This is a genomic window from Streptomyces sp. NPDC029122, from assembly GCF_055569445.1.
In genome coordinates this window covers 85,938-105,827 of the sequence record NZ_JBVHWK010000020.1, presented here as the reverse complement: position 1 = coordinate 105,827, position 19,890 = coordinate 85,938, and the positions used below count along the sequence as shown (strand labels likewise).

At 73.7% G+C, this 19,890-nt stretch carries 19 protein-coding genes; 9 read left to right on the top strand and 10 right to left on the bottom strand.

Annotation, left to right across the window (positions count from 1 at the left end; all coding sequences use genetic code 11):
* Positions 1–104: 104 nt before the first annotated feature.
* The 4 genes from ACZ4WZ_RS22765 to ACZ4WZ_RS22750 form a co-directional block, all read right to left on the bottom strand.
* Positions 105–998, bottom strand: a complete 894-nt coding sequence (locus ACZ4WZ_RS22765; RefSeq protein ID WP_388938190.1) for an amino acid ABC transporter permease — start codon at positions 996–998, stop codon at positions 105–107.
* On the bottom strand, positions 995–1,669 hold the full coding sequence (locus ACZ4WZ_RS22760; RefSeq protein ID WP_388938193.1) for an amino acid ABC transporter permease: 675 nt from the start codon (positions 1,667–1,669) through the stop codon (positions 995–997). The genes ACZ4WZ_RS22765 and ACZ4WZ_RS22760 overlap by 4 nt, the downstream gene beginning before the upstream one ends.
* Positions 1,670–1,752: 83 nt before the next feature.
* Complete coding sequence (locus ACZ4WZ_RS22755) at positions 1,753–2,604, bottom strand: glutamate ABC transporter substrate-binding protein (RefSeq protein WP_467892921.1); 852 nt, start codon at positions 2,602–2,604, stop codon at positions 1,753–1,755.
* A 98-nt stretch (positions 2,605–2,702) separates the two neighbouring features.
* Positions 2,703–3,488, bottom strand: a complete 786-nt coding sequence (locus ACZ4WZ_RS22750) for an amino acid ABC transporter ATP-binding protein (protein WP_388938198.1) — start codon at positions 3,486–3,488, stop codon at positions 2,703–2,705.
* A 277-nt stretch (positions 3,489–3,765) separates the two neighbouring features.
* On the opposite strand from ACZ4WZ_RS22750, the gene ACZ4WZ_RS22745 reads away from it, so the two are divergent.
* Positions 3,766–4,470 carry a response regulator transcription factor gene (locus ACZ4WZ_RS22745; RefSeq protein ID WP_467892919.1) on the top strand — a complete coding sequence of 235 codons (705 nt, stop codon included), beginning with the start codon at positions 3,766–3,768 and terminating at the stop codon, positions 4,468–4,470.
* Between the two features lie 9 nt (positions 4,471–4,479).
* Positions 4,480–5,892, top strand: coding sequence for a sensor histidine kinase (locus ACZ4WZ_RS22740; RefSeq protein ID WP_467892917.1), 1,413 nt, complete (start codon positions 4,480–4,482; stop codon positions 5,890–5,892).
* A 23-nt stretch (positions 5,893–5,915) separates the two neighbouring features.
* Here ACZ4WZ_RS22740 and ACZ4WZ_RS22735 read toward each other — a convergent pair whose 3' ends face one another.
* Entirely contained in the window at positions 5,916–8,015 is a 2,100-nt protein-coding gene (locus tag ACZ4WZ_RS22735) for an endo-beta-N-acetylglucosaminidase (RefSeq protein ID WP_467892915.1), read from the bottom strand.
* A 124-nt stretch (positions 8,016–8,139) separates the two neighbouring features.
* The gene (locus ACZ4WZ_RS22730; RefSeq protein ID WP_467892913.1) at positions 8,140–9,384 is read right to left on the bottom strand and encodes a glycoside hydrolase 5 family protein; all 1,245 of its coding nucleotides are present in this window, start codon (positions 9,382–9,384) and stop codon (positions 8,140–8,142) included.
* Positions 9,385–9,762: 378 nt separating this feature from the next.
* Here ACZ4WZ_RS22730 and ACZ4WZ_RS22725 point away from each other — a divergent pair, with 378 nt between their 5' ends.
* Together ACZ4WZ_RS22725 and ACZ4WZ_RS22720 are read left to right on the top strand one after the other, a co-directional pair.
* The gene (locus tag ACZ4WZ_RS22725) at positions 9,763–10,860 is read left to right on the top strand and encodes a LacI family DNA-binding transcriptional regulator (protein ID WP_467892912.1); all 1,098 of its coding nucleotides are present in this window, start codon (positions 9,763–9,765) and stop codon (positions 10,858–10,860) included.
* 102 nt (positions 10,861–10,962) lie between these two features.
* Positions 10,963–11,880 (top strand): ROK family protein, encoded by a 918-nt coding sequence (locus ACZ4WZ_RS22720; RefSeq protein ID WP_467892967.1) that lies wholly within the window; start codon positions 10,963–10,965, stop codon positions 11,878–11,880.
* Here the strand turns inward: ACZ4WZ_RS22720 and ACZ4WZ_RS22715 are convergent.
* Entirely contained in the window at positions 11,870–12,865 is a 996-nt protein-coding gene (locus ACZ4WZ_RS22715) for a TAXI family TRAP transporter solute-binding subunit (protein ID WP_467892910.1), read from the bottom strand. The genes ACZ4WZ_RS22720 and ACZ4WZ_RS22715 overlap by 11 nt on opposite strands.
* Before the next feature lie 175 nt (positions 12,866–13,040).
* Entirely contained in the window at positions 13,041–13,961 is a 921-nt protein-coding gene (locus tag ACZ4WZ_RS22710) for a LysR family transcriptional regulator (RefSeq protein WP_467892908.1), read from the bottom strand.
* Between the two features lie 153 nt (positions 13,962–14,114).
* Here ACZ4WZ_RS22710 and miaB point away from each other — a divergent pair, with 153 nt between their 5' ends.
* Both miaB and ACZ4WZ_RS22700 read left to right on the top strand, forming a co-directional pair.
* Positions 14,115–15,635, top strand: coding sequence for a tRNA (N6-isopentenyl adenosine(37)-C2)-methylthiotransferase MiaB (miaB, locus tag ACZ4WZ_RS22705; RefSeq protein WP_467892906.1), 1,521 nt, complete (start codon positions 14,115–14,117; stop codon positions 15,633–15,635).
* A gap of 34 nt (positions 15,636–15,669) precedes the next feature.
* Positions 15,670–16,398: a class III extradiol ring-cleavage dioxygenase family protein gene (locus ACZ4WZ_RS22700; protein WP_467892904.1), complete on the top strand. Its 729-nt coding sequence runs from the start codon at positions 15,670–15,672 to the stop codon at positions 16,396–16,398.
* Positions 16,399–16,477: 79 nt separating this feature from the next.
* Here the strand turns inward: ACZ4WZ_RS22700 and ACZ4WZ_RS22695 are convergent, their stop codons facing one another.
* Together ACZ4WZ_RS22695 and ACZ4WZ_RS22690 are read right to left on the bottom strand one after the other, a co-directional pair.
* Positions 16,478–16,723, bottom strand: coding sequence for an antitoxin (locus ACZ4WZ_RS22695; protein ID WP_125602842.1), 246 nt, complete (start codon positions 16,721–16,723; stop codon positions 16,478–16,480).
* A 22-nt stretch (positions 16,724–16,745) separates the two neighbouring features.
* The gene (locus tag ACZ4WZ_RS22690; RefSeq protein ID WP_467892901.1) at positions 16,746–16,988 is read right to left on the bottom strand and encodes a hypothetical protein; all 243 of its coding nucleotides are present in this window, start codon (positions 16,986–16,988) and stop codon (positions 16,746–16,748) included.
* Between the two features lie 175 nt (positions 16,989–17,163).
* On the opposite strand from ACZ4WZ_RS22690, the gene miaA reads away from it, so the two are divergent.
* The 3 genes from miaA to dapF all read left to right on the top strand — a co-directional run bounded on the left by miaA (position 17,164) and on the right by dapF (position 19,787).
* Positions 17,164–18,102 (top strand): tRNA (adenosine(37)-N6)-dimethylallyltransferase MiaA, encoded by a 939-nt coding sequence (gene miaA, locus ACZ4WZ_RS22685; RefSeq protein WP_467892900.1) that lies wholly within the window; start codon positions 17,164–17,166, stop codon positions 18,100–18,102.
* 105 nt (positions 18,103–18,207) lie between these two features.
* Positions 18,208–18,816 (top strand): hypothetical protein, encoded by a 609-nt coding sequence (locus ACZ4WZ_RS22680; protein ID WP_467892898.1) that lies wholly within the window; start codon positions 18,208–18,210, stop codon positions 18,814–18,816.
* Between the two features lie 95 nt (positions 18,817–18,911).
* Positions 18,912–19,787, top strand: a complete 876-nt coding sequence (dapF, locus tag ACZ4WZ_RS22675; protein ID WP_467892896.1) for a diaminopimelate epimerase — start codon at positions 18,912–18,914, stop codon at positions 19,785–19,787.
* Positions 19,788–19,890 lie beyond the last annotated feature (103 nt).

Here is a 19,890-nt window from a genome sequence, read left to right as displayed (position 1 = left end):
GTGGCGGATGTCATCCGCCACACCACACGCCTCGAAACCTCCTGACGGGTTGCCGCTCCGCTCCGGAGGAGCGGCAACCCAACGCCCGGTACCGGCTGCCGCTGTCAGGGGGCCTTGCCCACGCCGGGCGCGCCGCCCGCGTCGACCTCGGCCACGTCGGCCTCGACCACGGCTCCGGTGCCCTTCTTCGACTGCCGCAGTCGCCTCTCCATCTGGGAGGCCAGGGTGGTCAGGGCGAAGTTCACCGCGATGTAGATCACCGCGATGACGATCATGGTCGCGATGGTGTTGCTGTAGTTGGCGGAGATCTGGCGGTTCATCGACATCAGGTCGGCGAAGCCGAGGACGGCACCGCCGAGCGCCGTGTCCTTGAGGATCACCACGAGCTGGCTGACCAGGGCCGGCAGCATCGCCGTGACGGCCTGCGGGATCAGCACGTGGACCATGGTCTGGCCCTTGCGCATGCCGATGGCCTTGGCCGCGTCCGTCTGACCGCGCGGGAGGGACAGGATTCCGGCCCGGACGATCTCGGCGATGACCGAGGCGTTGTACAGGACGAGACCGGTGACCACCGCGTACAGCGGGCGCAGGTCCGAGCTGACGGTGCCGAGCAGCACGTACAGGGCGGAACTGAAGATCATCAGCATCAGTACCGGGATGGCGCGGAAGAACTCCACGACCGTGCCGACCGGGATGCGCACCCACGCGTGGTCCGAGAGCCTGGCGATGCCGAAGAGCGCACCGAGCGGCAGCGCGATCACCATGGCGATCAGGCCGGCCTTGAGGGTCTCACCGAGACCCGGCAGCAGGAACGTCGTCCAGATCTGACTGTCGTTGACGAACGGAGTCCACTTGTCGGCCTCGAGCTGGTTCTTCTCGGCCATGCGGTCGAGGATCCACCACAGGGCCAGCCCGACGAGCACCGCGAAGACGCCGGTGTAGATCCAGTTGCGGACCTTGGCCTTGGGGCCGGGGGTGTCGTACAGAACGGAGCTCATCGCTTGACCGCCACTCGCTTGGCCACCCAGCCCAGCAGCAGGCCGGTGGGCAGGGTCAGCAGGACGAAGCCGAGAGCGAAGACCGCGAAGACCGCGAAGAGCGCCTGCGCCTCGTTCTCCAGCATTTCCTTCATCAGCAGGGCCGCCTCGGCCACGCCGATGGTCGCCGCCACCGTGGTGTTCTTGGTGAGGGCGATCAGTACGTTCGTGAGCGGTGCGACGACCGCCCGGAAGGCCTGGGGGAGCACGATCAGGGTGAGCACCTGGAAGAAGCTCAGCCCCAGCGCGCGGGCCGCCTCGGCCTGGCCGACGGGCACGGTGTTGATGCCCGAGCGCAGCGCCTCGCAGACGAAGGTGCCGGTGTAGGCGATGAGGCCCAGGACCGCCAGACGGAAGCCGACCTCCTTGGAGGTCCCGCCGGCGAGGGTGATGCCCAAGGTCTGGTCCAGGCCCAGCGAACAGCCGAGGATCAGCAAGGTCAGCGGCGTGTTGCGCACGGTGTTGACGTACGCCGTCCCGAAGCTCCGCATCAGCGGGACGGGACTGACCCGCATCCCGGCCAGCATCAGGCCCCAGATCAGGGAGCCTATAGCCGAGTAGAGGGTGAGCTGCACCGTCACCCAGAAGGCTCCGAGCACGTCGTACTGCCCGGAATTAAGAAAGTCGAACACGTTGCCCTGCGCTCTCCCCAGGATGGTCGGTGAGGCGAGCCGCCGCCCGCGACAGGCGGGCGGCGGCTCCCCTCACCGATGGATCAGCTGCCTTCGGTGATCTGCGGGGCCGGATCGGCCTTGTAGCCGGCCGGGCCGAGGTTCGCGTCCACCGCCTTCTGCCAGGAGCCGTCCTCGACCATCTTCTTGAGCGCGGCGTTCACCTTGGACTGGAGGTCCTTGTCGCCCTTCTTGAGGCCGATGCCGTAGGGCTCGTCGCTGAGCTTCAGGCCGGCCAGCTTGAACTTGCCCTTGTTCTTCTCCTGCGCGGCGTAGCCGGCCAGGATCGAGCCGTCCGTGGTGAGCGCGTCCACGGCCTTGTTCTCCAGGCCGGTCAGGCACTCGGAGTAGCCCGGGTATTCCTTCAGGTCGGCCTCGGGGGCCAGCTTGGTCTTGATGTTCTGCGCGGAAGTCGATCCGGCGACCGAGCACAGCTTCTTGCTGTTCAGGTCCTCGGCCTTGGTGATCGAGGTGTCGTCGGCGCGGACCAGCAGGTCCTGGTGGGCGACGAAGTACGGGCCCGCGAAGTCGACCTTCACCTTGCGCTTGTCGTTGATCGTGTAGGTGGCGACCACGAGCTTGACGTCACCGTTCGAGATCAGGTTCTCGCGCTCGGAGCTGACGGCCTGCTTGAACTGGATCTGGTCCGGCTGGTAGCCGAGCTCCTTGGCCACGTACGTGGCGACGTCGACGTCGAAGCCCTCGAACTTGCCGTCCGGGGTCTTCAGGCCGAGGCCCGGCTGGTCGAACTTGATGCCGATGACGATCTTGTCCGACTTGGTGCCGCCGGAGGCGCCCGCGTCGCTCGCGGTGTCCTTGCCGCCGCCACAGGCGGTCGCCGTCAGGGCGAGAACGGCGGCCGTGGCCACGGCCGCGCCGGCCTTCAGAACCTTCATGGTGAACTTCCCTCGGGTGAGACGTTGTTGAACGACGAGCTGGACACGTCGTGCGCGACGGCGAGTGCCGTCGGTCGGATCACTACCAGACACGGGCGTCAGTGGTGCAGGATCTTCGACAGGAAGTCCTTGGCACGGTCGCTCCGCGGGTTGCTGAAGAACTGCTCCGGAGTGGCCTCTTCGACGATCTTCCCGTCCGCCATGAAGACGACCCGGTCGGCCGCCGAGCGGGCGAAGCCCATCTCGTGCGTGACGACCACCATCGTCATGCCCTCGCGGGCGAGCTGCTGCATGACCTCCAGCACCTCGTTGATCATCTCCGGGTCCAGCGCCGAGGTGGGCTCGTCGAAGAGCATCACCTTCGGGTCCATCGCCAGCGCCCGGGCGATCGCCACGCGCTGCTGCTGACCACCGGACAGCTGCGCCGGGTACTTGTCGGCCTGTGCGCCGACACCCACCCGGTCCAGCAGCGCCTTCGCCTTCTCCAGGGCCGTCGCCTGGTCCGCCTTCCGGACCTTGAGCTGACCCAGCATCACGTTCTGCAGCACCGTCTTGTGCGCGAACAGGTTGAAGGACTGGAAGACCATGCCCACGTCGGCGCGCAGCCGGGCCAGTTCCCTGCCCTCCGCCGGAAGCGGCTTCCCGTCCAGCGTGATGCTGCCCGAGTCGATCGTCTCCAGCCGGTTGATGGTCCGGCACAGCGTCGACTTGCCCGAGCCCGAGGGCCCGATCACCACGACGACCTCACCGCGGGCAATGCTCAGATCGATGTCCTGAAGCACGTGCAGCGCGCCGAAGTGCTTGTTGACGTTGCTCAGTACGACCAGGCCGTCCGCGGCACCGGCCGCATCCTGCACGTCCTTGGTCACTGATACTCCGCTCATCGGCTTCTTGCTCCGTCCTCCGTCGGTTGGGAGGACAGTAGTGACGAGGCGTGCACACCGTCACCACATCTGAGGGAGAATTGAGCATAACGAAACGGCCTCGCACCGATACGCTCCGTACGCTGTACCCGCGAAGGGCGCGATGTACTCGTACCGGGTGCATAACGGAAGACTCGCCGGACCGGAACCCTCTTGACGTGGGACTCTCCCATGGGCGTGGATGCATGGTGACCATGTGTACGGAAGCTGAAGCGGAAGAAGCGGGAAGGGGGACTCCATGAGGCTGCTGCTCGTCGAGGACGACGACCACGTCGCCGCCGCGCTCTCCGCGATCCTCGCCCGGCACGGCTTCCAGGTGACCCACGCCCGCAACGGCGAGGAGGCCCTCCAGGCGCTCCTGCCGGCCGGGGCCAAGCCCTTCGGCGTGGTCCTCCTCGACCTGGGTCTGCCCGACCAGGACGGCTACGAGGTCTGCGGCAAGATCCGCAAGCGCACCTCCATCCCGGTCATCATGGTGACCGCCCGCGGTGACGTGCGCTCGCGCATCCACGGCCTGAACATGGGCGCCGACGACTACGTGGTCAAGCCGTACGACACCGGGGAGCTCCTCGCCCGCATCCACGCCGTGGCCCGGCGCACCGGCGCCCCCGAGGAGGCCGCCGCCACCCCCGAGGGCGCCCCCGGAACGGTCCGCCTCGGCCCGGTCGCCGTCGAGCTGCCCACCCGCCGCGTCACCGTGAACGGGACCGACGTACCGCTGACCCGCAAGGAGTTCGACCTGCTGGCCCTGCTCGCGCAGCGGCCCGGCGTGGTCTTCCGCCGCGAGCAGATCATCAGCGAGGTGTGGCGCACCAGCTGGGAGGGCACCGGCCGCACCCTCGAGGTGCACGTCGCCTCGCTGCGCTCCAAGCTGGGCATGCCCGCGCTCATCGAGACCGTCCGCGGGGTGGGCTACCGGCTCGTCACCCCGGCCGCGCCCTAGCGGTCCGCCGTGCGCACCCGGCTCCTCCCGCTCCTGGTCGTCCTGATGGCGGGCGTGCTGATCGCGCTCGGCCTGCCGCTCGCCGTCAGCCTGGCCGCCGCCCAGCAGCAGCGGGTGGTCGTCGACCGCATCGACGACAGCGCCCGCTTCGCCGCCCTCGCCCAGTTCGTCATCGACGCCGAGGGGTCCGGGGCCACCGGCGCCCAGGAGCGCCGCGAGACGCTCCAGCTCGAACTCGCCCGCTACCAGGAGCTGTACCGCATCCGCGTCGGCATCTTCTACCGCGACGACAACGCCATGGCCCGCGCCCCCGGCTGGTGGCAGCTGCCCCAGTCCGGGGAGGGCCGACTGGCCTTCAAGGAGGCCCTGGCCGGGCGGCGCAGCCATGACCCCGGCCAGGTCTGGCCCTGGCAGACCAGCGGCAAACTCCTCGTCGTCTCCCCGGTCGTCCTCGACGGTGACGTGGTCGCCGTCGTCGCCACCGAGTCCCCCACCGACCAGATGCGCGCCCGGATCCTGCGCGGCTGGCTGATCATCGCCGCCGGGCTCGCCGCCGCCATGCTCGTCGCCTTCGGCGCCGCCCTCCGCCTGACCAGCTGGGTGCTCAAGCCCGTACGGATCCTGGACGCGGCCGCCCACGGCATCGCCACCGGGCGGATGAACTCCCGCGTCGCCGCCGCGAGCGGCCCGCCGGAACTCAGACGCCTGGCGCGTTCGTTCAACGAGATGGCCGACAACGTCGAAGAGGTACTGGAGCAGCAGCGGGCGTTCGTCGCGGACGCCTCCCACCAACTGCGCAATCCGCTCGCCGCACTGCTCCTGCGCATCGAGCTGCTCGCCCTCGAACTCCCCGAGGGCAACGAGGAGATCGCCTCCGTGCGCACCGAGGGCAAACGCCTCGCCCAGGTCCTCGACGACCTGCTGGACCTGGCCCTCGCCGAGCACGCCTCCGCCGAGATCAGCCTCACCGACATCGGCGGGCTCGCCGCCGAACGGGTCGCGGCCTGGCGGCCCTACGCCGAGGAGAAGGGCGTACGGCTCACCGAGGCGGGACGCTCCGCCGTCACCGGCTGGGCCGACCCCATCGCCCTGTCCAGCGCGCTCGACGCCGTCATCGACAACGCCCTGAAGTTCACCCCCACCGGGGAGGAGGTCGAGGTGTCCGTCTCCGCCGAGGGGCGCAGCGCGCTCGTCGTCGTCGCCGACCGGGGGCCCGGCCTGACCGAGGAGGAACTGCAGCGCGTCGGCGACCGCTTCTGGCGCAGCGGCCGCCACCAGAACGTGAAGGGCTCCGGGCTGGGCCTGTCCATCTCCCGGGCCCTGCTCGCCTCGGGCGGCGGATCCATCTCCTACGAGACGAACCCGCCGCACGGGCTGCGCGTGACGGTCGCCGTCCCGCGCACCGACCCCCACGGCGCCTAGAACGCCTACAGCGCCTGGAGCCCCTACGGCCAGGGGAGACCGGTGCGGGCCGGTGCGGAGACGGCGTACGCCTCGTCCACCGCCCGCAGCTCGAAGACGGCCGCAGGCTCCCCGCCCGCCCGGCCGACGGAGGGCAGGTGCAGGGCGGCCGCGCAGGTACCGGCCAGGAAACGGCGGGTGCCGTCGGGGAGGAGGCGGTGGAGCTCGTAGTGCCGGACGGGCCCGGCCGCCCGGTCCCAGCGCAGGCGGAGCTCGGCACGGTCGTCGCCCTGCCGGGCCACGGCCTCCACCCTCAGGTGGGCGGGCGGGGCCGGCCGCCGCCGCGCGGTGGTGTCGCGTACCGTCAGGGCCCCGAGCCGCCAGGACACCGGGGCCTTCCCGGGCGCGGTGATCCGTACGGCAAGGGCGTACGCGGTCCTCCCGGCCAGGCGCGCGAGGGGCACGCGGGAGGTCCGCCAGCCCTGGCCGGCAGCCGCCGTCCCGGCCGCCAGCCAGGTGTACGGCACGGGCGCCCCCGGCCCGGACGGCTCGCGGACGGCGACCCCGAGCTCGACCGCCACCGGCCCCGCCCCGCTCGCGTGGACCAGCTCCGCGACGGCCGAGCCGGTCAGCGGCAGCCGCGTCGCGTGCAGGCCGACGGCGGCCGGCGCGGTCAGCGGGCCCGCCACCAGCAGGCTGGAGCCCCCGCGCCAGGCGTCCGCGAAGTCCAGGGTCACCGAGGGCCGCGCCCCGGCGGTGTCCACCACCCAGCGCCGTCCCGGAAGCCGGTCCTGGAGCGCGAGGTGGCTCCAGGGCTCCTCCGAGGTGACCGCGCCCTCCTCGTACCAGCGCAGCCCGTGGCCGGTGTTGAAGGAGCAGCCGAAGGGGAGCCCGGCGACGGTGGAGCGGTCCGCGACGAAGGTGGCCGGGGCCCGCCAGCCGGACTCCGGGCCGGGCCGGGCCGGGTCCAGGGACTCGCCCGTCCAGAACCGGTCGTCGGCACGGTGGAAGGCGCCCGGGGAACGGTCCGTGAGGTGGTTGCGGGTCCACTCCGGCCGGTACAGGCCGAGGCTGACCACATGGCCGCGGTCGCGGGGGACGATCGCGTCCCAACGGACGTCGGAGTCCCAGCCCTTGGACTCGACGTCCACCGCCGCCCACAGTTCGTACCGGCTGCGGCCGAGCCGGCCGGCGCGAACGCCGGACTCGGCGAGGGAGCGCGCCGTCCAGCGGAAGTCCACGAACACGGTGTCCGCGACCCGGCCCGACCGGTGCTCGAAGAACTCCTCGTTCAGGGCGTTGAGCGCGCCCTGCCAGCCGACCCTGCCGGTGCTGTTCATGGCGTCGTACCAGGTGATGCGCAGCCCGTGCGGTGCGCCCGCCGTCCGCAGCGCCCGCAGGAACTCCCGCATCCGGGTGGCGAGGGCGCTGTCCCCGCCGTCCGTCTCGGCGTTGACGAACCAGCCGTCGAAGCCGTACGCCCGCGCCACCCGCACCAGCTGCTCCGCCATCGGGAACCGGCCGTCCGCCTCCCGCCGCACCAGGTCCCGCGTCCACTGGAGGTCGCCGCCGTAGGGGACGGGCGGCAGGAAGACGTTGCCCAGCACCCGGACGCCGTTGCGGTGGGCGGCGTCGACGACGGGCGCGTTCGGGGCCAGCACGATGCCCTCGCCGGCGGAGCCGCCCCAGAACACCAGCTCGTCGAGGTAGGCCCAGTGCGTCAGCGCGTAGGAGTCGGCGGTCGCCGACCCCTGGGAGGGGTTGCCGGAGGTCGGGCCGAAGGAGACCAGCGCCGAGATCCGCGCCTGGCCGGCCCGGGCGCCGCGGTGTGCCGGCACCGGGGTGAAGCGCGGGGCGAGCGGCACGGTCGCGGTGTTGTGGGCCAGGTCCGGGTCCGACTCCGGGGTCCAGCCGCTGAGCGAGCGCCACACGACGCCCGGCTCGGGGTCGCCGGGGGGCAGGGAGTCGGGGAACCAGTAGGAGGCGTACGGAGCCAGGCCCGGCGCGGCGCCGTCCCGCGCGGCCGGGGCGGCCGACGCCGGGACGGGCGCCCCGAGGAGCACCGCTCCGGCGCCGGCGGCGCTCACGGCCAGGACGGCGCGTCTGGTCGGCGGTAAGGGGGCGGTGGCACCGGACTCGGACATGGGAGCTCCTCACGGGACGGCTCGGGCGGGGGCGGGGCGGGGCGGGGAGGGGAGGGGAGGGGAGGGGAGGGGAGGGGAGGGGATCTGGTGACGGGGCCGGGGCGGAGACCGCGGTCGGGTGTCCTCAGGCGTCCGCGACGCGCACGGTTTCGGTGATGCCCCGGGCCTCGAGGTGGGCCGGGTCCGCCGCGCGGTCCGCGAGGACCACCGCCGGGCGCAGGCCCCGGGCCGTCAGCGCCGCCCAGGCCTCGAAGAACCTGCCGCCCGGCGCGCAGGCCGACCGGCCCGGCACCTCGTCCAGGACGAGCGCGGTGGAGCGTACAGCCGGCCGGTGTCCGCGGCCCCGCCACGCTCCGGCGATCTCGGCCACGGCGGCGCCGGCGGGCTTGGTGCGGCGGTCGTTGGTGAGCAGGCCGAGGCCGTACTCCAGCTCCGGGAAGTCCGCGAGTTCCCGGGACACGTCGTGCGAGCACCACCACGTCACCCCCCACAGCCCGGGGCAGTCCAGGGCCGCCGCCAGCGTGGCCCGGGTGAACCGCGCGGCGTGCTCCGGCGGGACCAGCGGCGCGGGCGCCCCGACCTCCTGGAGCCACACCGGGCGCAGCGGGTCCCGGGCCCAGGCCTTCGACAGCTCGATCAGGTACGCGGCGTGGTGCTCGGTCGCCGTCCCGGTGCGGCCGTGCAGCTGCGCGGTGCCGTTGAACACCCACGAGTGCACGACGGTGGCCGCGCCGAGCCGGGCCGCCTGGGCCGGGGTGAAGGGGTGCCCGTCCTGGTACCAGGCCGCGTCGTACGCGGCGTGCACGTGCGGCCGCCCCGGCGCTCCCCGCTCGCAGGCGGCGAGCATCCGCTCCAGCCAGCGGCCGGCCTGCTCGGGGGTGATGCGGTCGGGATCGGGGTGCGGGGGGCCGGAGAACTGGTTGATCTCGTTGCCCACCGTCATGCCGAGGAAGTTCGGCCGGTCCGCGAGGGCGGCGGCCAGCGTGCGCAGGTACTCCTCCTGCGCCGCGACCACCTCCGGATCGGTGAAGATGTTCCGCCGGTGCCAGGTCCGGGTCCACGCGGGCAGGAAGTCGAAGCTCGACAGGTGCCCCTGCAAGCCGTCCACGGCGACGTCGAGCCCGCGGCCGGCGGCCGCGTCGGCGAGGGCGACGAGCTGCTCGACCGCGCGCGGCCGGATCAGCGTGCGGTTGGGCTGGAAGAGCGGCCACAGCGGGAACACGCGTACGTGGTCCAGGCCGAGGGCGGCGATCGAGTCGAGATCGGCCCCGACCTCGCCGGGGTCGAAGTCCAGCCAGTGGTGGAACCAGCCGCGTGCCGGGGTGTAGTTGGCGCCGAAGCGCGGGGTGCGCAGGGAGGCACGGTGCATGGAGGGTCCCGGAGTTTTGGGGGATGCGCCGGACGCCCCCAACCTGCCGGGGCGCGCGGGACGCGGTCAACAGCGCCTCCGCGGCCGGGCGGCCGGATTCCGACGGGGTGTCACTGATGCGCTCACGCGGGGCGGCGGAAGAGCCGTGGAAGGCGCCGGGCCCTTGCGGCCATGTGGTTCCAGGGATCCCCTCCTGCGCGCCGCCGGTGAGCACCTGACGGCAAGCCGGCCCCGAACCGGCCCGTGAGCCGGCATCAACGCGCCGCTCCTTCGCGGTAGTTGCCGCGAGCGGCGCGACCCGACAAGGGGCGGACCTTCCGGGGCGGGTCGCGTACGGTCCGCCCATCGACGTCCACGTCACCGAGGGATGAGGCAGGCATGGCCCGCAGACCCACCATCAAGGACATCGCCCACCGGGCCGGAGTGTCCGAAACCGCTGTGTCCTTCGCCCTCAACGGCAGGCCGGGCGTCTCCGAGGACACCCGTGCCCGGGTCCGCCGGGTCGCCGAGGAACTGGGCTGGCAGCCCCACCACGCCGCCCGCGCCCTGTCCGGCGAGCACTGCGGCGCCGTCGGGCTGGTCCTGGCCCGGCCCGCGCACACCCTCGGCGTCGAGTCGTTCTTCCTCCAGCTCGTCTCCGGCATGCAGGAGGTGCTCTCGGCCGGCCGGACGGCCCTGCTCTTCCAGGTGGTGGAGGACCTCGACGCCGAATGCGCGGTCCACCGCCGCTGGTGGGCCGAGCGGCGCGTGGACGGCGTCCTCGTCGTCGACCCCCGTACGCGCGACCCGCGCCCGGAACTCCTGGCCCGGCTGGGGCTGCCGGCCGTGTTCGTCGGCGGAACGGGCGAACCGGTGGCGGCCCGGCCGGCGCGGGCCGGGTCCGCGCAGTCCCCGGCGCCGGCGCTGTCTCCGGCGCCACCGCCGCTGTCGTCCGTATGGGCCGACGACACCCGCGCCATGGCCGCGGTACTCGAGCACCTCCACGGCCTCGGGCACCGCCGGATCGCGCACATCGCCGGCCTGCCCGGCCTCGCCCACACGGCCCGCCGCATCGCCTCGCTGCGCGACGGGGCCCGCCGGCTCGGGCTGCCCGACGGCCGGGTGCGTTCGGTGCCCACCGACTACTCCGACTCCGAGGGCGCAGCCGCCACCCGCCGGGTCCTCGCCGAGCCGGAGCCGCCCACGGCCCTGGTCTACGACAACGACGTGATGGCGGTGGCCGGCAGGGCGGTCGCCGCCGAGCTGGGCATCCCCGTACCGGACCGCCTCTCGATCGTCGCCTGGGACGACTCGGCGCTGTGCCGGGTGACGCACCCCCGGCTGACCGCGCTGGTCCGCGACACCGTCGGATTCGGCCGGCTCGCGGCCGAAGAGCTCCTCGCCCTCCTCGCCGGAGGCCCGCCCCGGGCCCGGGAGAGCGAGCTGCCCCGGCTGGAACCCCGCGGGAGTACGGCTCCGCCGCCGGCCGCATACTGAAATCCGACCCCTTCGCAGGAGCGCCCCGTGACCACCCCCACCTCAGCCCTCCCCACGCCGCGCGCGGCGTCGGCGGCCGCCGACGCCGGCCCGACCGTCGCGATCGACATCGGCGGTACGAAGATCGCCGGGGCGCTGGTCGACCCCGACGGCGGGATGACCGCGGTCACCCGGCGGCCGACCCCGCGCGGGACGGACGCCGAGGGGGTGATGGCGGCGGTCGCGGAGGTCGTCGCCGAACTGGCGCGGGCCCCCCTGTGGGCGCGGGCCGTCCGCTGCGGCATCGGCAGCGCGGGCCCGGTGGACACCTCGCGGGGCACCGTGAGCCCGGTCAACATCGGGGCCTGGCGCGATTTCCCCGTCCAGGAGCGGGTCGCCGCCGAGCTGAGCGCGCGGGGCGCCCGGATCCCGGCCGTCCTGGCCGGCGACGGCGTGGCCATGACGGCCGCCGAACACTGGCTGGGCGCCGCCCGGGGACACGCCAACGCCCTGTGCATGGTGGTCTCCACCGGGGTCGGGGGCGGCCTGATCCTGAACAACCAGCTCCACCCCGGACCCACGGGCAACGCCGGTCACATCGGCCACATCAGCGTCGCGTTCGACGGCGAGCGGTGCGCCTGCGGAGGCCACGGCTGCGTCGAATCCCTCGCCTCGGGGACCGCCATCGCCCGCTGGGCCCTCGCCCAGGGCTGGACCGGCCCCGACCCCACGGCGGCGGGCGTCGCCGCCTCCGCGGCGGCGGGTGACCCGGTGGCGGTGGCCGCCTTCGACCGGGCCGGGCGGGCCCTGGCCGCGGCCATCGCCGCCACCGCCACCCTCGTCGAGACCGACATCGCGGTCATCGGCGGCGGGGTCGCCGCCAGCGGGGACACCCTCTTCGCGCCGATCCGGCGGCACCTGGCCTCGTACGCGGCCCTGTCCTTCGTCAGGGACCTCCAGGTCGTCCCCGCCGCCCTCGGCACCCACGCCGGACTGATCGGCGCGGCCGCCGCCGCGATGATGCTGCTGCCTACGGCTTGACCGAGCGGTAGTACCGCCCGGCGCCCTCGTGCAGGTCGAGCGGGTCCGTGTAGATCGCCGTACGCAGGTCCACCAGCTGCGCGGCGTGCACCTGGTGCCCGATCCGGTCGCGGCTCAGGATCACCGTCCGGGTGAACCGCTCCGTCAGCTCCGCACCGGTGTCCTCCCGGGTGACCAGCAGGTTCGGCACCGCCAGCGTGGCCACCGCCGAGGTGTTGCGGGCCCGTGCGTACGCGTCCTGCGGCATCACCGCCGCGCGGTAGTACCGGGCCGGGCTGCCGGTGTCCTGGAGCTGCTCGACCAGGTCGCCCAGCTGTACGAGCCGGATGTCGAAGCGCTCCGACAGCTCCCGCACGGCGTTCGTCGGGAGTCCGCCCGACCAGAAGAAGGCGTCGATCCGCCCCGCCTCGAGCTCGGCGGGCATGGTGTCGATGCCGATCCCGACGGCGGTGACGTCCTTCTTCGGGTTGAGCTTGGCCGCCGTCAGCAGCCGTTCCGACACCAGCCGGACCCCGGAGCCGTCCTGACCGACCGCGACCCGCTTGCCCCGCAGGTCACGGGCCGACTGCACCGGCGACCCCGCCGGCACCACCAGCTGGACGTAGTCGTCGTAGAGCCGCGCGCAGCCGCGCAGCCGGTCGGCGCCCGGCTTCCCGTCCGCCCGGTACTTGGCGACCGCGTCCGCCGTGGCCACCGTGAAGTCCGCCTGCCCGGCGGCCACCCGCTGGAGGTTCTGCTGCGATCCCTCGCTGGTCTCGAGCCGGACCTTCACCTCGGGCATGTCCTGGGCGAGGGCCTCCTCCAGCAGCTGCCCGTAACGGTGGTAGACGCCGTTGCGCACCCCCGTGCTGAAGGTCAGCTCGCCCTTGAGCTCCGGTTCCCAGAAGGGCCTGGGCCACCACAGCAGCCCGCCGAGCACGACCAGCACGACGACGAGGCCCAGCAGGAGGCGGCGCCGGCTGATGCGGGGAGGTACCAGGGACATGCCGGGATCCTCCCACCCACTCCGCCGTCCTGTCACGGCCGGTCCGGGGGCGGCGGCCCGGGGCGGCGCCGCGCGCCCGGGCCCGCCCGCCCGGCAGGTCGGCGCCGGCGCCGGCGTGGGCAGTGGCGGCCCCGGCCGGCCCGCACCGCCACGGGCCCGGCTCCGGGGCCCCGCCCTACCCCCGGCCAGCGCGGGCCGGCAGGGCCGAGCGCAGGCGGGCCAGGAGGCGGCGGGCCGCCGGACCGGACGGGCCGTCCGTGCGCCAGGCCAGCGCGACCCGGCCGCTCATCTCCGGGTCGCTGAGCCGCAGCGCCCGCACCCCGGGCCCGGCCGCCGATTCCGCCCCCCGGGGGACCACCGCCACCCCCAGCCCCCTCGCCGCCAGCCGGGCCAGTACGGCCGGCGCGGCCGCCTCGAAGTCAACCCGGGGGGTGAAACCGGCTTCCGCGCAAGCCCGCTCCAGCACCCCGCGCAGCCCCGTTCCGGGCGGCAGGGCGATCAGTGCCCGCCCCCGCAGCTCCGCCAGGGGGACGCGGCCGTCGACGGCGGACCGTACGAGGGGGTCGTCGGCCCGGACCACCGCGACCAGGGGCTCGTCCAGCACCACCCGCGCCGTGACCCCCTGCGGCGGCTCCCCGGCCAGCCCGACCACCGCCAGGTCCAGCTCCCCGCGCCGCAGCGCGCCCAGCATCCGCTCCGAGGTGTCCTCGGTCAGCGAGATCTCCACCTGGGGGTGCGCTTCGTGGAAGTCGCCCAGTCCCACCACGTCGAAGGCGTCCACCGCCGCCGAGGCCGCCCCCGGGATGAGACCCAGCGCCACGCGCCCCCGCAGGAGCCCCGAGAACTCGTCCGCCGTCCGCCGGATCCCCTCCACCGCCGCCAGCGCGGCCCGGGCGTACGCCAGGACCGCCACGCCGGCCTCCGTCGGAGTGACCCGCCTCCCCGAGCGGTCCAGCAGCCGCTGCCCCAGCTCCCGCTCCAGCTGCCCGACCTGCGCGCTCACCCCGGGCTGGGACACGTGCAGCCGCTCCGCGGCGCGGGTGAAGCCGCCCTCGTCCGCCACCGCCACGAAGTACCGCAACTGAGCCAGTTCCATAACCTCGCATTCTAGATCGCGGCGAAACCGGGCCGAGGGCTTATGGGCCGTGCGTCCGGTGGGGGCCGGTTCGGCCGACTCGCACCCCAGCGCCGCCGGAGGGCGTCGACCACGGGGGCCGGAGGGCTCTCCGGTACCGCCTACCCTTGTTGCATGACCAGCAGCGGCGACCGGAGCACGGCAGTGGTGGACCCCAAGGGAACTTACGAGGTGCGCACCTACGGGTGCCAGATGAACGTGCACGACTCCGAGCGGCTCTCCGGTCTGCTGGAGGACGCGGGCTACGTCCGCGCGCCCGAGGGTTCCGACGGTGACGCCGACGTCGTCGTCTTCAACACCTGCGCCGTCCGCGAGAACGCCGACAACAAGCTGTACGGCAACCTCGGCCGGCTCGCCCCGATGAAGACGAAGCGCCCCGGCATGCAGATCGCCGTCGGCGGCTGCCTCGCCCAGAAGGACCGCGACACCATCGTCAAGAAGGCCCCCTGGGTCGACGTCGTCTTCGGTACGCACAACATCGGCAAGCTGCCCGTCCTCCTGGAGCGCGCCCGCGTCCAGGAGGAGGCCCAGATCGAGATCGCCGAGTCGCTGGAGGCCTTCCCCTCCACCCTCCCGACCCGACGCGAGTCCGCGTACGCCGCCTGGGTCTCGATCTCGGTCGGCTGCAACAACACCTGCACCTTCTGCATCGTCCCGGCGCTGCGCGGCAAGGAGGAGGACCGCCGTCCCGGCGACATCCTCGCCGAGGTGGAGGCCCTGGTCGCCGAGGGCGTCTCCGAGATCACCCTGCTCGGCCAGAACGTCAACGCCTACGGCTCCGACCTGGGCGACCGTGAGGCCTTCTCCAAGCTGCTGCGCGCCTGCGGCCAGGTCGAGGGCCTGGAGCGGGTCCGCTTCACCTCCCCGCACCCGCGCGACTTCACCGACGACGTGATCGCCGCCATGGCCGAGACCCCGAACGTGATGCCGCAGCTCCACATGCCGCTGCAGTCCGGTTCGGACCCGATCCTCAAGGCGATGCGCCGGTCGTACCGGCAGGAGCGTTTCCTCGGCATCATCGAGAAGGTCCGCGCCGCGATCCCGCACGCCGCGATCTCCACCGACATCATCGTGGGCTTCCCCGGTGAGACGGAGGAGGACTTCCAGCAGACGATGCACGTCGTGCGCGAAGCCCGCTTCGCCAACGCCTTCACCTTCCAGTACTCCAAGCGTCCCGGGACCCCCGCCGCCGACATGGAGGGACAGATCCCCAAGGAGGTCGTCCAGGACCGCTACATGCGCCTGGTCGCCCTCCAGGAGGAGATCTCCTGGGAGGAGAACAAGAAGCAGGTCGGCCGCACGCTCGAGGTGATGGTCGCCGAGGGGGAGGGCCGCAAGGACGGCGCCACCGCCCGCCTGTCCGGCCGCGCCCCCGACAACCGCCTGGTGCACTTCACCAAGCCCGACGAGGACGTGCGCCCCGGCGACGTGGTGACCGTGGAGATCACCTACGCCGCCCCGCACCACCTGCTCGCCGAGGGCCCGACGCGGGCGGTGCGCCGCACCCGCGCCGGCGACGCCTGGGAGAAGCGCAACGCCGCCCCGGCCCAGCCGGCGGGCGTCATGCTGGGCATCCCGGCCATCGGCGTCCCGGCCCCGCTGCCGGTGGCCACCTCGGGCTGCGCGATCGACTGACCACGCGCCACCGGGGACGGCTAGGCTGCGGATCATGCTCGTAGCCGCCGCCGTCTGCCCCGCCCCGCCGCTCCTCGTGCCGGAGGTCGCCGCGGGCGCCGCCGCCGAACTCGACGACGCCCGCACCGCCTGCTCCGACGCGCTGGCCGTGCTCGCCGCCGCACGGCCCGACCTGCTCGTCGTGGTCGGCGCCGCCGAAGCCGACCGCCTGGAGGTCTACCCCCAGGGCTCCCGGGGCGGCTTCCGCGGCTTCGGGGTCGACACCGAGGTCCGGCTCGGGAACCGTCCCGAGGGCGCTCCCGGGGACGACGGGGCCGGGCGCCCGCTTCCCGCCTCACTGGCCGTCGGCGCCTGGCTGCTGGGCCGCGCCCGCTGGGGCGCCGCCCCCGTCGAGGGGCTCGCGGTGGGCGAGGCGCTGGCGACCGGGGACTGCCTGCCCGCCGGCCGGGAGGCCGCCGCGCGGGCCGGACGCGTCGCGCTGCTCGTCATGGGCGACGGCAGCGCCTGCCGGACCCTGAAGGCGCCCGGCTACCTGGACGAACGGGCCGCCGCCTTCGACGCCGCGGCCGGGCGCGCCCTGGGCGCCGCCGACACCGCCGCGCTCGCCGCGCTGGACCCCGCGCTCGCCGCCGAGCTGCTGGCCGCCGGCCGCGCGCCCTGGCAGGTGCTCGCGGGGGCCGCGGAGGGCGCGGGCCTGGACGGCCGGCTGCTGTACGAGGACGCCCCCTACGGGGTCGGCTACTTCGTGGCCGCCTGGTCCTAGCCGGCGCCCGGGGCTTCCGTACGCGCGTACGACGAAGGGGCGCGGGATCAGTCGATCCCGCGCCCCTCGCGGTACCGCGTCAGGAGGCGGCCGGCGGCGTCGGCCCGCCGGGGGTGTCCTTGTGCGCGATCTTGCCCAGGGCGTCCTTCGCCTTGTCCGCGCCGGTCGTGATCCTGGCGCTGTACTTGCCATGGGTCTTGGAGTCCACGACCTTGGCGACCTTGTCCAGGCCCTCGCCGATCCTGCCCTCGTGCTGCTGCGCGAGGTCACCGACCTTCTCCTTCGCGGGAGCGAGTTTGGCCTTCAGATTGTCCATGAACCCCATGGGGCACCTTCCAGTGGCGTGACTAGGTACGGGCGCCCTCGCCGGACTCGCTGTCCGCGGCAGCTTCCGCCGACTGCTGCTTGGGGATCTCCACGGCCTCCGCCGCGGGGGCCCCGGCCACCGCAGTCCCGGTGTCCTCGGCCTTCCCGGCCTCCTCGGCCGGCTCGGTCTCCGCCTCCAGCGCCTCCGCCGCCCCGGCCTCGGTGGCGGCCTGGTCGGCCACTACCTCTTCCTTGCGGCGAAAAATCCGGTCAAAAACGCCCATGTCTACTCCCATAACGTTACTCGTGCGGGTGGAGTTCCGCCCTGGCCGGACCGGCCTCCACCAGATGCGCGCCAGGCGCACGCCGGGCCGGAACCTCTTCAGGGCAACGACCCCGCCCGCACCCCGTCACCTCACCCGATCGGGTACATGCCGCCGGGTTTGCGAGACTGTTCCGGTGAGCAACGCAGCCCCCGCCCCGCGGGTCATCGCCGTCGTCGGACCCACCGCGGCCGGAAAGTCCGACCTGGGCGTCGCCCTGGCCCGCCACTTCGACGGCGAGGTCGTCAACGCCGACTCCATGCAGCTGTACCGGGGGATGGACATCGGCACCGCCAAGCTGACGCTCGAGGAACGCGGCGGGGTCCCGCACCACCTCCTCGACGTCTGGGACGTCACCGAGACCGCCAGCGTCGCCGAGTACCAGCGCCTGGCCCGCGCGGAGATCGACGCGCTGCTCGCCCAGGGCCGCACCCCCGTGCTCGTCGGCGGATCCGGCCTCTACGTGCGCGGCGCGCTCGACGCCATGGAGTTCCCCGGCACCGACCCCGAGGTCCGGGCCCGTCTGGAGGAGGAGGCCACCCTGCGCGGCCCCGGTGCCCTGCACGCCCGCCTCGCCGCCGCCGACCCGGCGGCCGCCGCCGCGATCCTGCCCAGCAACGCCCGCCGCATCGTGCGGGCCCTCGAGGTCATCGAGATCACCGGCAAGCCCTTCACCGCCAACCTGCCCGGCCACGAATCCGTCTACGACACCGTCCAGATCGGCGTCGACGTGGCCCGGCCGGAGCTCGACGAGCGGATCGCGCTGCGCGTCGACCGCATGTGGGAGGCCGGGCTGGTCGACGAGGTCCGCACCCTGGAGGCCCAGGGACTGCGCGAGGGCGTCACCGCTTCTCGCGCGCTGGGCTACCAGCAGGTGCTGGCCGCCCTCGCCGGGGAGTGCACCGAGGACGAGGCCAGGGCCGAGACCGTACGCGCCACCAAGCGCTTCGCCCGCCGCCAGGACTCCTGGTTCCGCCGGGATCCCCGCGTGCACTGGCTCAGCGGAGCCGCCGCCGACCGGGCGGAACTCCCCGGGCTCGCGCAGTCGTTGGTCGAACGAGCGGTCACAGCCTGATCACGTGATTGCATCGGGAAGCCCCGTGTGCCCGTTGCGGGCCCGGGTCCGTGCCATCATCAAACTTCTGAACAGTGGCGTACGAAGTCCGAGTGGGGAGGGCGCGTGGCTATGGAGGCCGGCCCTCGTAACACGGGGCGGGACGACACCGGGCGGGAAGCGGACCCGATGCTTCGCGGCGGGTCCGGCGAGCCGGGCGCGTCCGCCGACGCCGGCGCGCCGGACGTCCCGGCGGGCTCCGGCGGGCCCGGCACCCCCGCCGGTGCCGACTCCGGCACCGACTCCGCCCCCGACGGCCTCGGGCTGCCCGCCGAACCGGCCCTCCTGAGCCCCGACGGCCCTGACGCCCCGGAGCCGGGCACGGAGGCCGACGGCCCCGCCTTCGAGGTCGAGCTGCGACCGCAGCGCCGCCTGCGCATCTGGCAGATCGCCCCCATCGTGATGCTGGCCGCCGCCGGCTCCCTGATGTTCGCCTTCCCCCTCGCCTTCGAGTTCGGGGACGGCGGAGCCGTCGTCGCCATGCTCGGCTTCCTCATCAGCTGCTGCGCGGGCGGCTGGGGCATGATGGCCGCGCGCCGCGTCGGCTACACCTGGCCCGGGCTGCCGCCGCGCGGCAGCGGCCGCCGCCCCGACTGGCGCATGGCCGCGCTGTACGCGCTGGTCGCACTGGCCGTCGTAGCACTCGCCGTGTACCGGGTGGCCAGGCTGCGCTGACCGGCGCGGACCGGCGGCGGCAGCCCACCGGCGACGGCCCGGCCGCATGCTGATCCCGCAGGCCGGGGCGGTGACCCGCTCGGTACCATGGGCGGGTGACGCACACCAGCCTCTCCTTCCTCAAGGGCCACGGGACCGAGAACGACTTCGTGATCGTCCCGGACCCGGACAACGCCATCGAGCTGCCCGCCACCGCCGTCGCCGCCCTGTGCGACCGCCGGGCCGGCATCGGGGCCGACGGTGTGCTGCACGTGGTGCGCTCCGCCGCCCACCCCGAGGCCGCGCACATGGCCGGCGAGGCCGAATGGTTCATGGACTACCGCAACAGCGACGGCTCCGTCGCCGAGATGTGCGGCAACGGCGTCCGCGTCTTCGCCCGCTACCTCCAGCACGCCGGGCACGTCGAGCCGGGCGACCTCGCCATCGCCACCCGAGGCGGCGTCAAGCAGGTCCACCTCGACAAGACCGGCGACGTCACCGTCTCCATGGGCCGCGCACTGCTCCCCGAGGGCGATGTCACCGTCTCCGTCGGCGAACGCTCCTGGCCCGCGCGCAACGTGAACATGGGGAACCCGCACGCCGTCGCGTTCGTCGAAAGCCTCGACCACGCCGGCAACCTGTACAGCCCCCCGCCGTTCAGCCCCGCCTCCGCCTACCCCACCGGGGTCAACGTCGAGTTCGTCGTCGACCGCGGCCCCCGGCACGTCGCCATGCGCGTCCACGAGCGCGGCTCCGGCGAGACCCGCTCCTGCGGCACCGGTGCCTGCGCCGTCGCCGTGGCCGCCATCCGGCGGGACGGAGCCGACCCCGCCGAGACCGGCCGGCCCGTCTCGTACACCGTCGACCTTCCCGGCGGCACCCTCGTCATCACCGAACACCCCGACGGCCGCGTGGACATGACCGGACCGGCCGTCATCGTGGCCTCCGGCGAGTTCGAGGCCGACTGGCTGACGGAAACGGCCTTCGCCTGAAGATTCCCTCTCATGGGTGATCCGTTTCACGCTGAGCAAGAGGTGGACTGCGCCACGTGGTGGGGTCGGTAACATCAGGCACCGGCCCTGAGGGCTCACCCCA

Bases quoted from the DNA above. Each gene is read 5' to 3' on its own strand.
- ACZ4WZ_RS22765 (WP_388938190.1), bottom strand. From the start codon at position 998: ATGAGCTCCGTTCTGTACGACACCCCCGGCCCCAAGGCCAAGGTCCGC.
- ACZ4WZ_RS22755 (WP_467892921.1), bottom strand. From the start codon at position 2,604: ATGAAGGTTCTGAAGGCCGGCGCGGCCGTGGCCACGGCCGCCGTTCTC.
- ACZ4WZ_RS22750 (WP_388938198.1), bottom strand. From the start codon at position 3,488: ATGAGCGGAGTATCAGTGACCAAGGACGTGCAGGATGCGGCCGGTGCC.
- ACZ4WZ_RS22745 (WP_467892919.1), top strand. From the start codon at position 3,766: ATGAGGCTGCTGCTCGTCGAGGACGACGACCACGTCGCCGCCGCGCTC.
- ACZ4WZ_RS22735 (WP_467892915.1), bottom strand. From the start codon at position 8,015: ATGTCCGAGTCCGGTGCCACCGCCCCCTTACCGCCGACCAGACGCGCC.
- ACZ4WZ_RS22730 (WP_467892913.1), bottom strand. From the start codon at position 9,384: ATGCACCGTGCCTCCCTGCGCACCCCGCGCTTCGGCGCCAACTACACC.
- ACZ4WZ_RS22725 (WP_467892912.1), top strand. From the start codon at position 9,763: ATGGCCCGCAGACCCACCATCAAGGACATCGCCCACCGGGCCGGAGTG.
- ACZ4WZ_RS22715 (WP_467892910.1), bottom strand. From the start codon at position 12,865: ATGTCCCTGGTACCTCCCCGCATCAGCCGGCGCCGCCTCCTGCTGGGC.
- ACZ4WZ_RS22710 (WP_467892908.1), bottom strand. From the start codon at position 13,961: ATGGAACTGGCTCAGTTGCGGTACTTCGTGGCGGTGGCGGACGAGGGC.
- miaB (WP_467892906.1), top strand. From the start codon at position 14,115: ATGACCAGCAGCGGCGACCGGAGCACGGCAGTGGTGGACCCCAAGGGA.
- ACZ4WZ_RS22700 (WP_467892904.1), top strand. From the start codon at position 15,670: ATGCTCGTAGCCGCCGCCGTCTGCCCCGCCCCGCCGCTCCTCGTGCCG.
- ACZ4WZ_RS22695 (WP_125602842.1), bottom strand. From the start codon at position 16,723: ATGGGGTTCATGGACAATCTGAAGGCCAAACTCGCTCCCGCGAAGGAG.
- ACZ4WZ_RS22690 (WP_467892901.1), bottom strand. From the start codon at position 16,988: ATGGGCGTTTTTGACCGGATTTTTCGCCGCAAGGAAGAGGTAGTGGCC.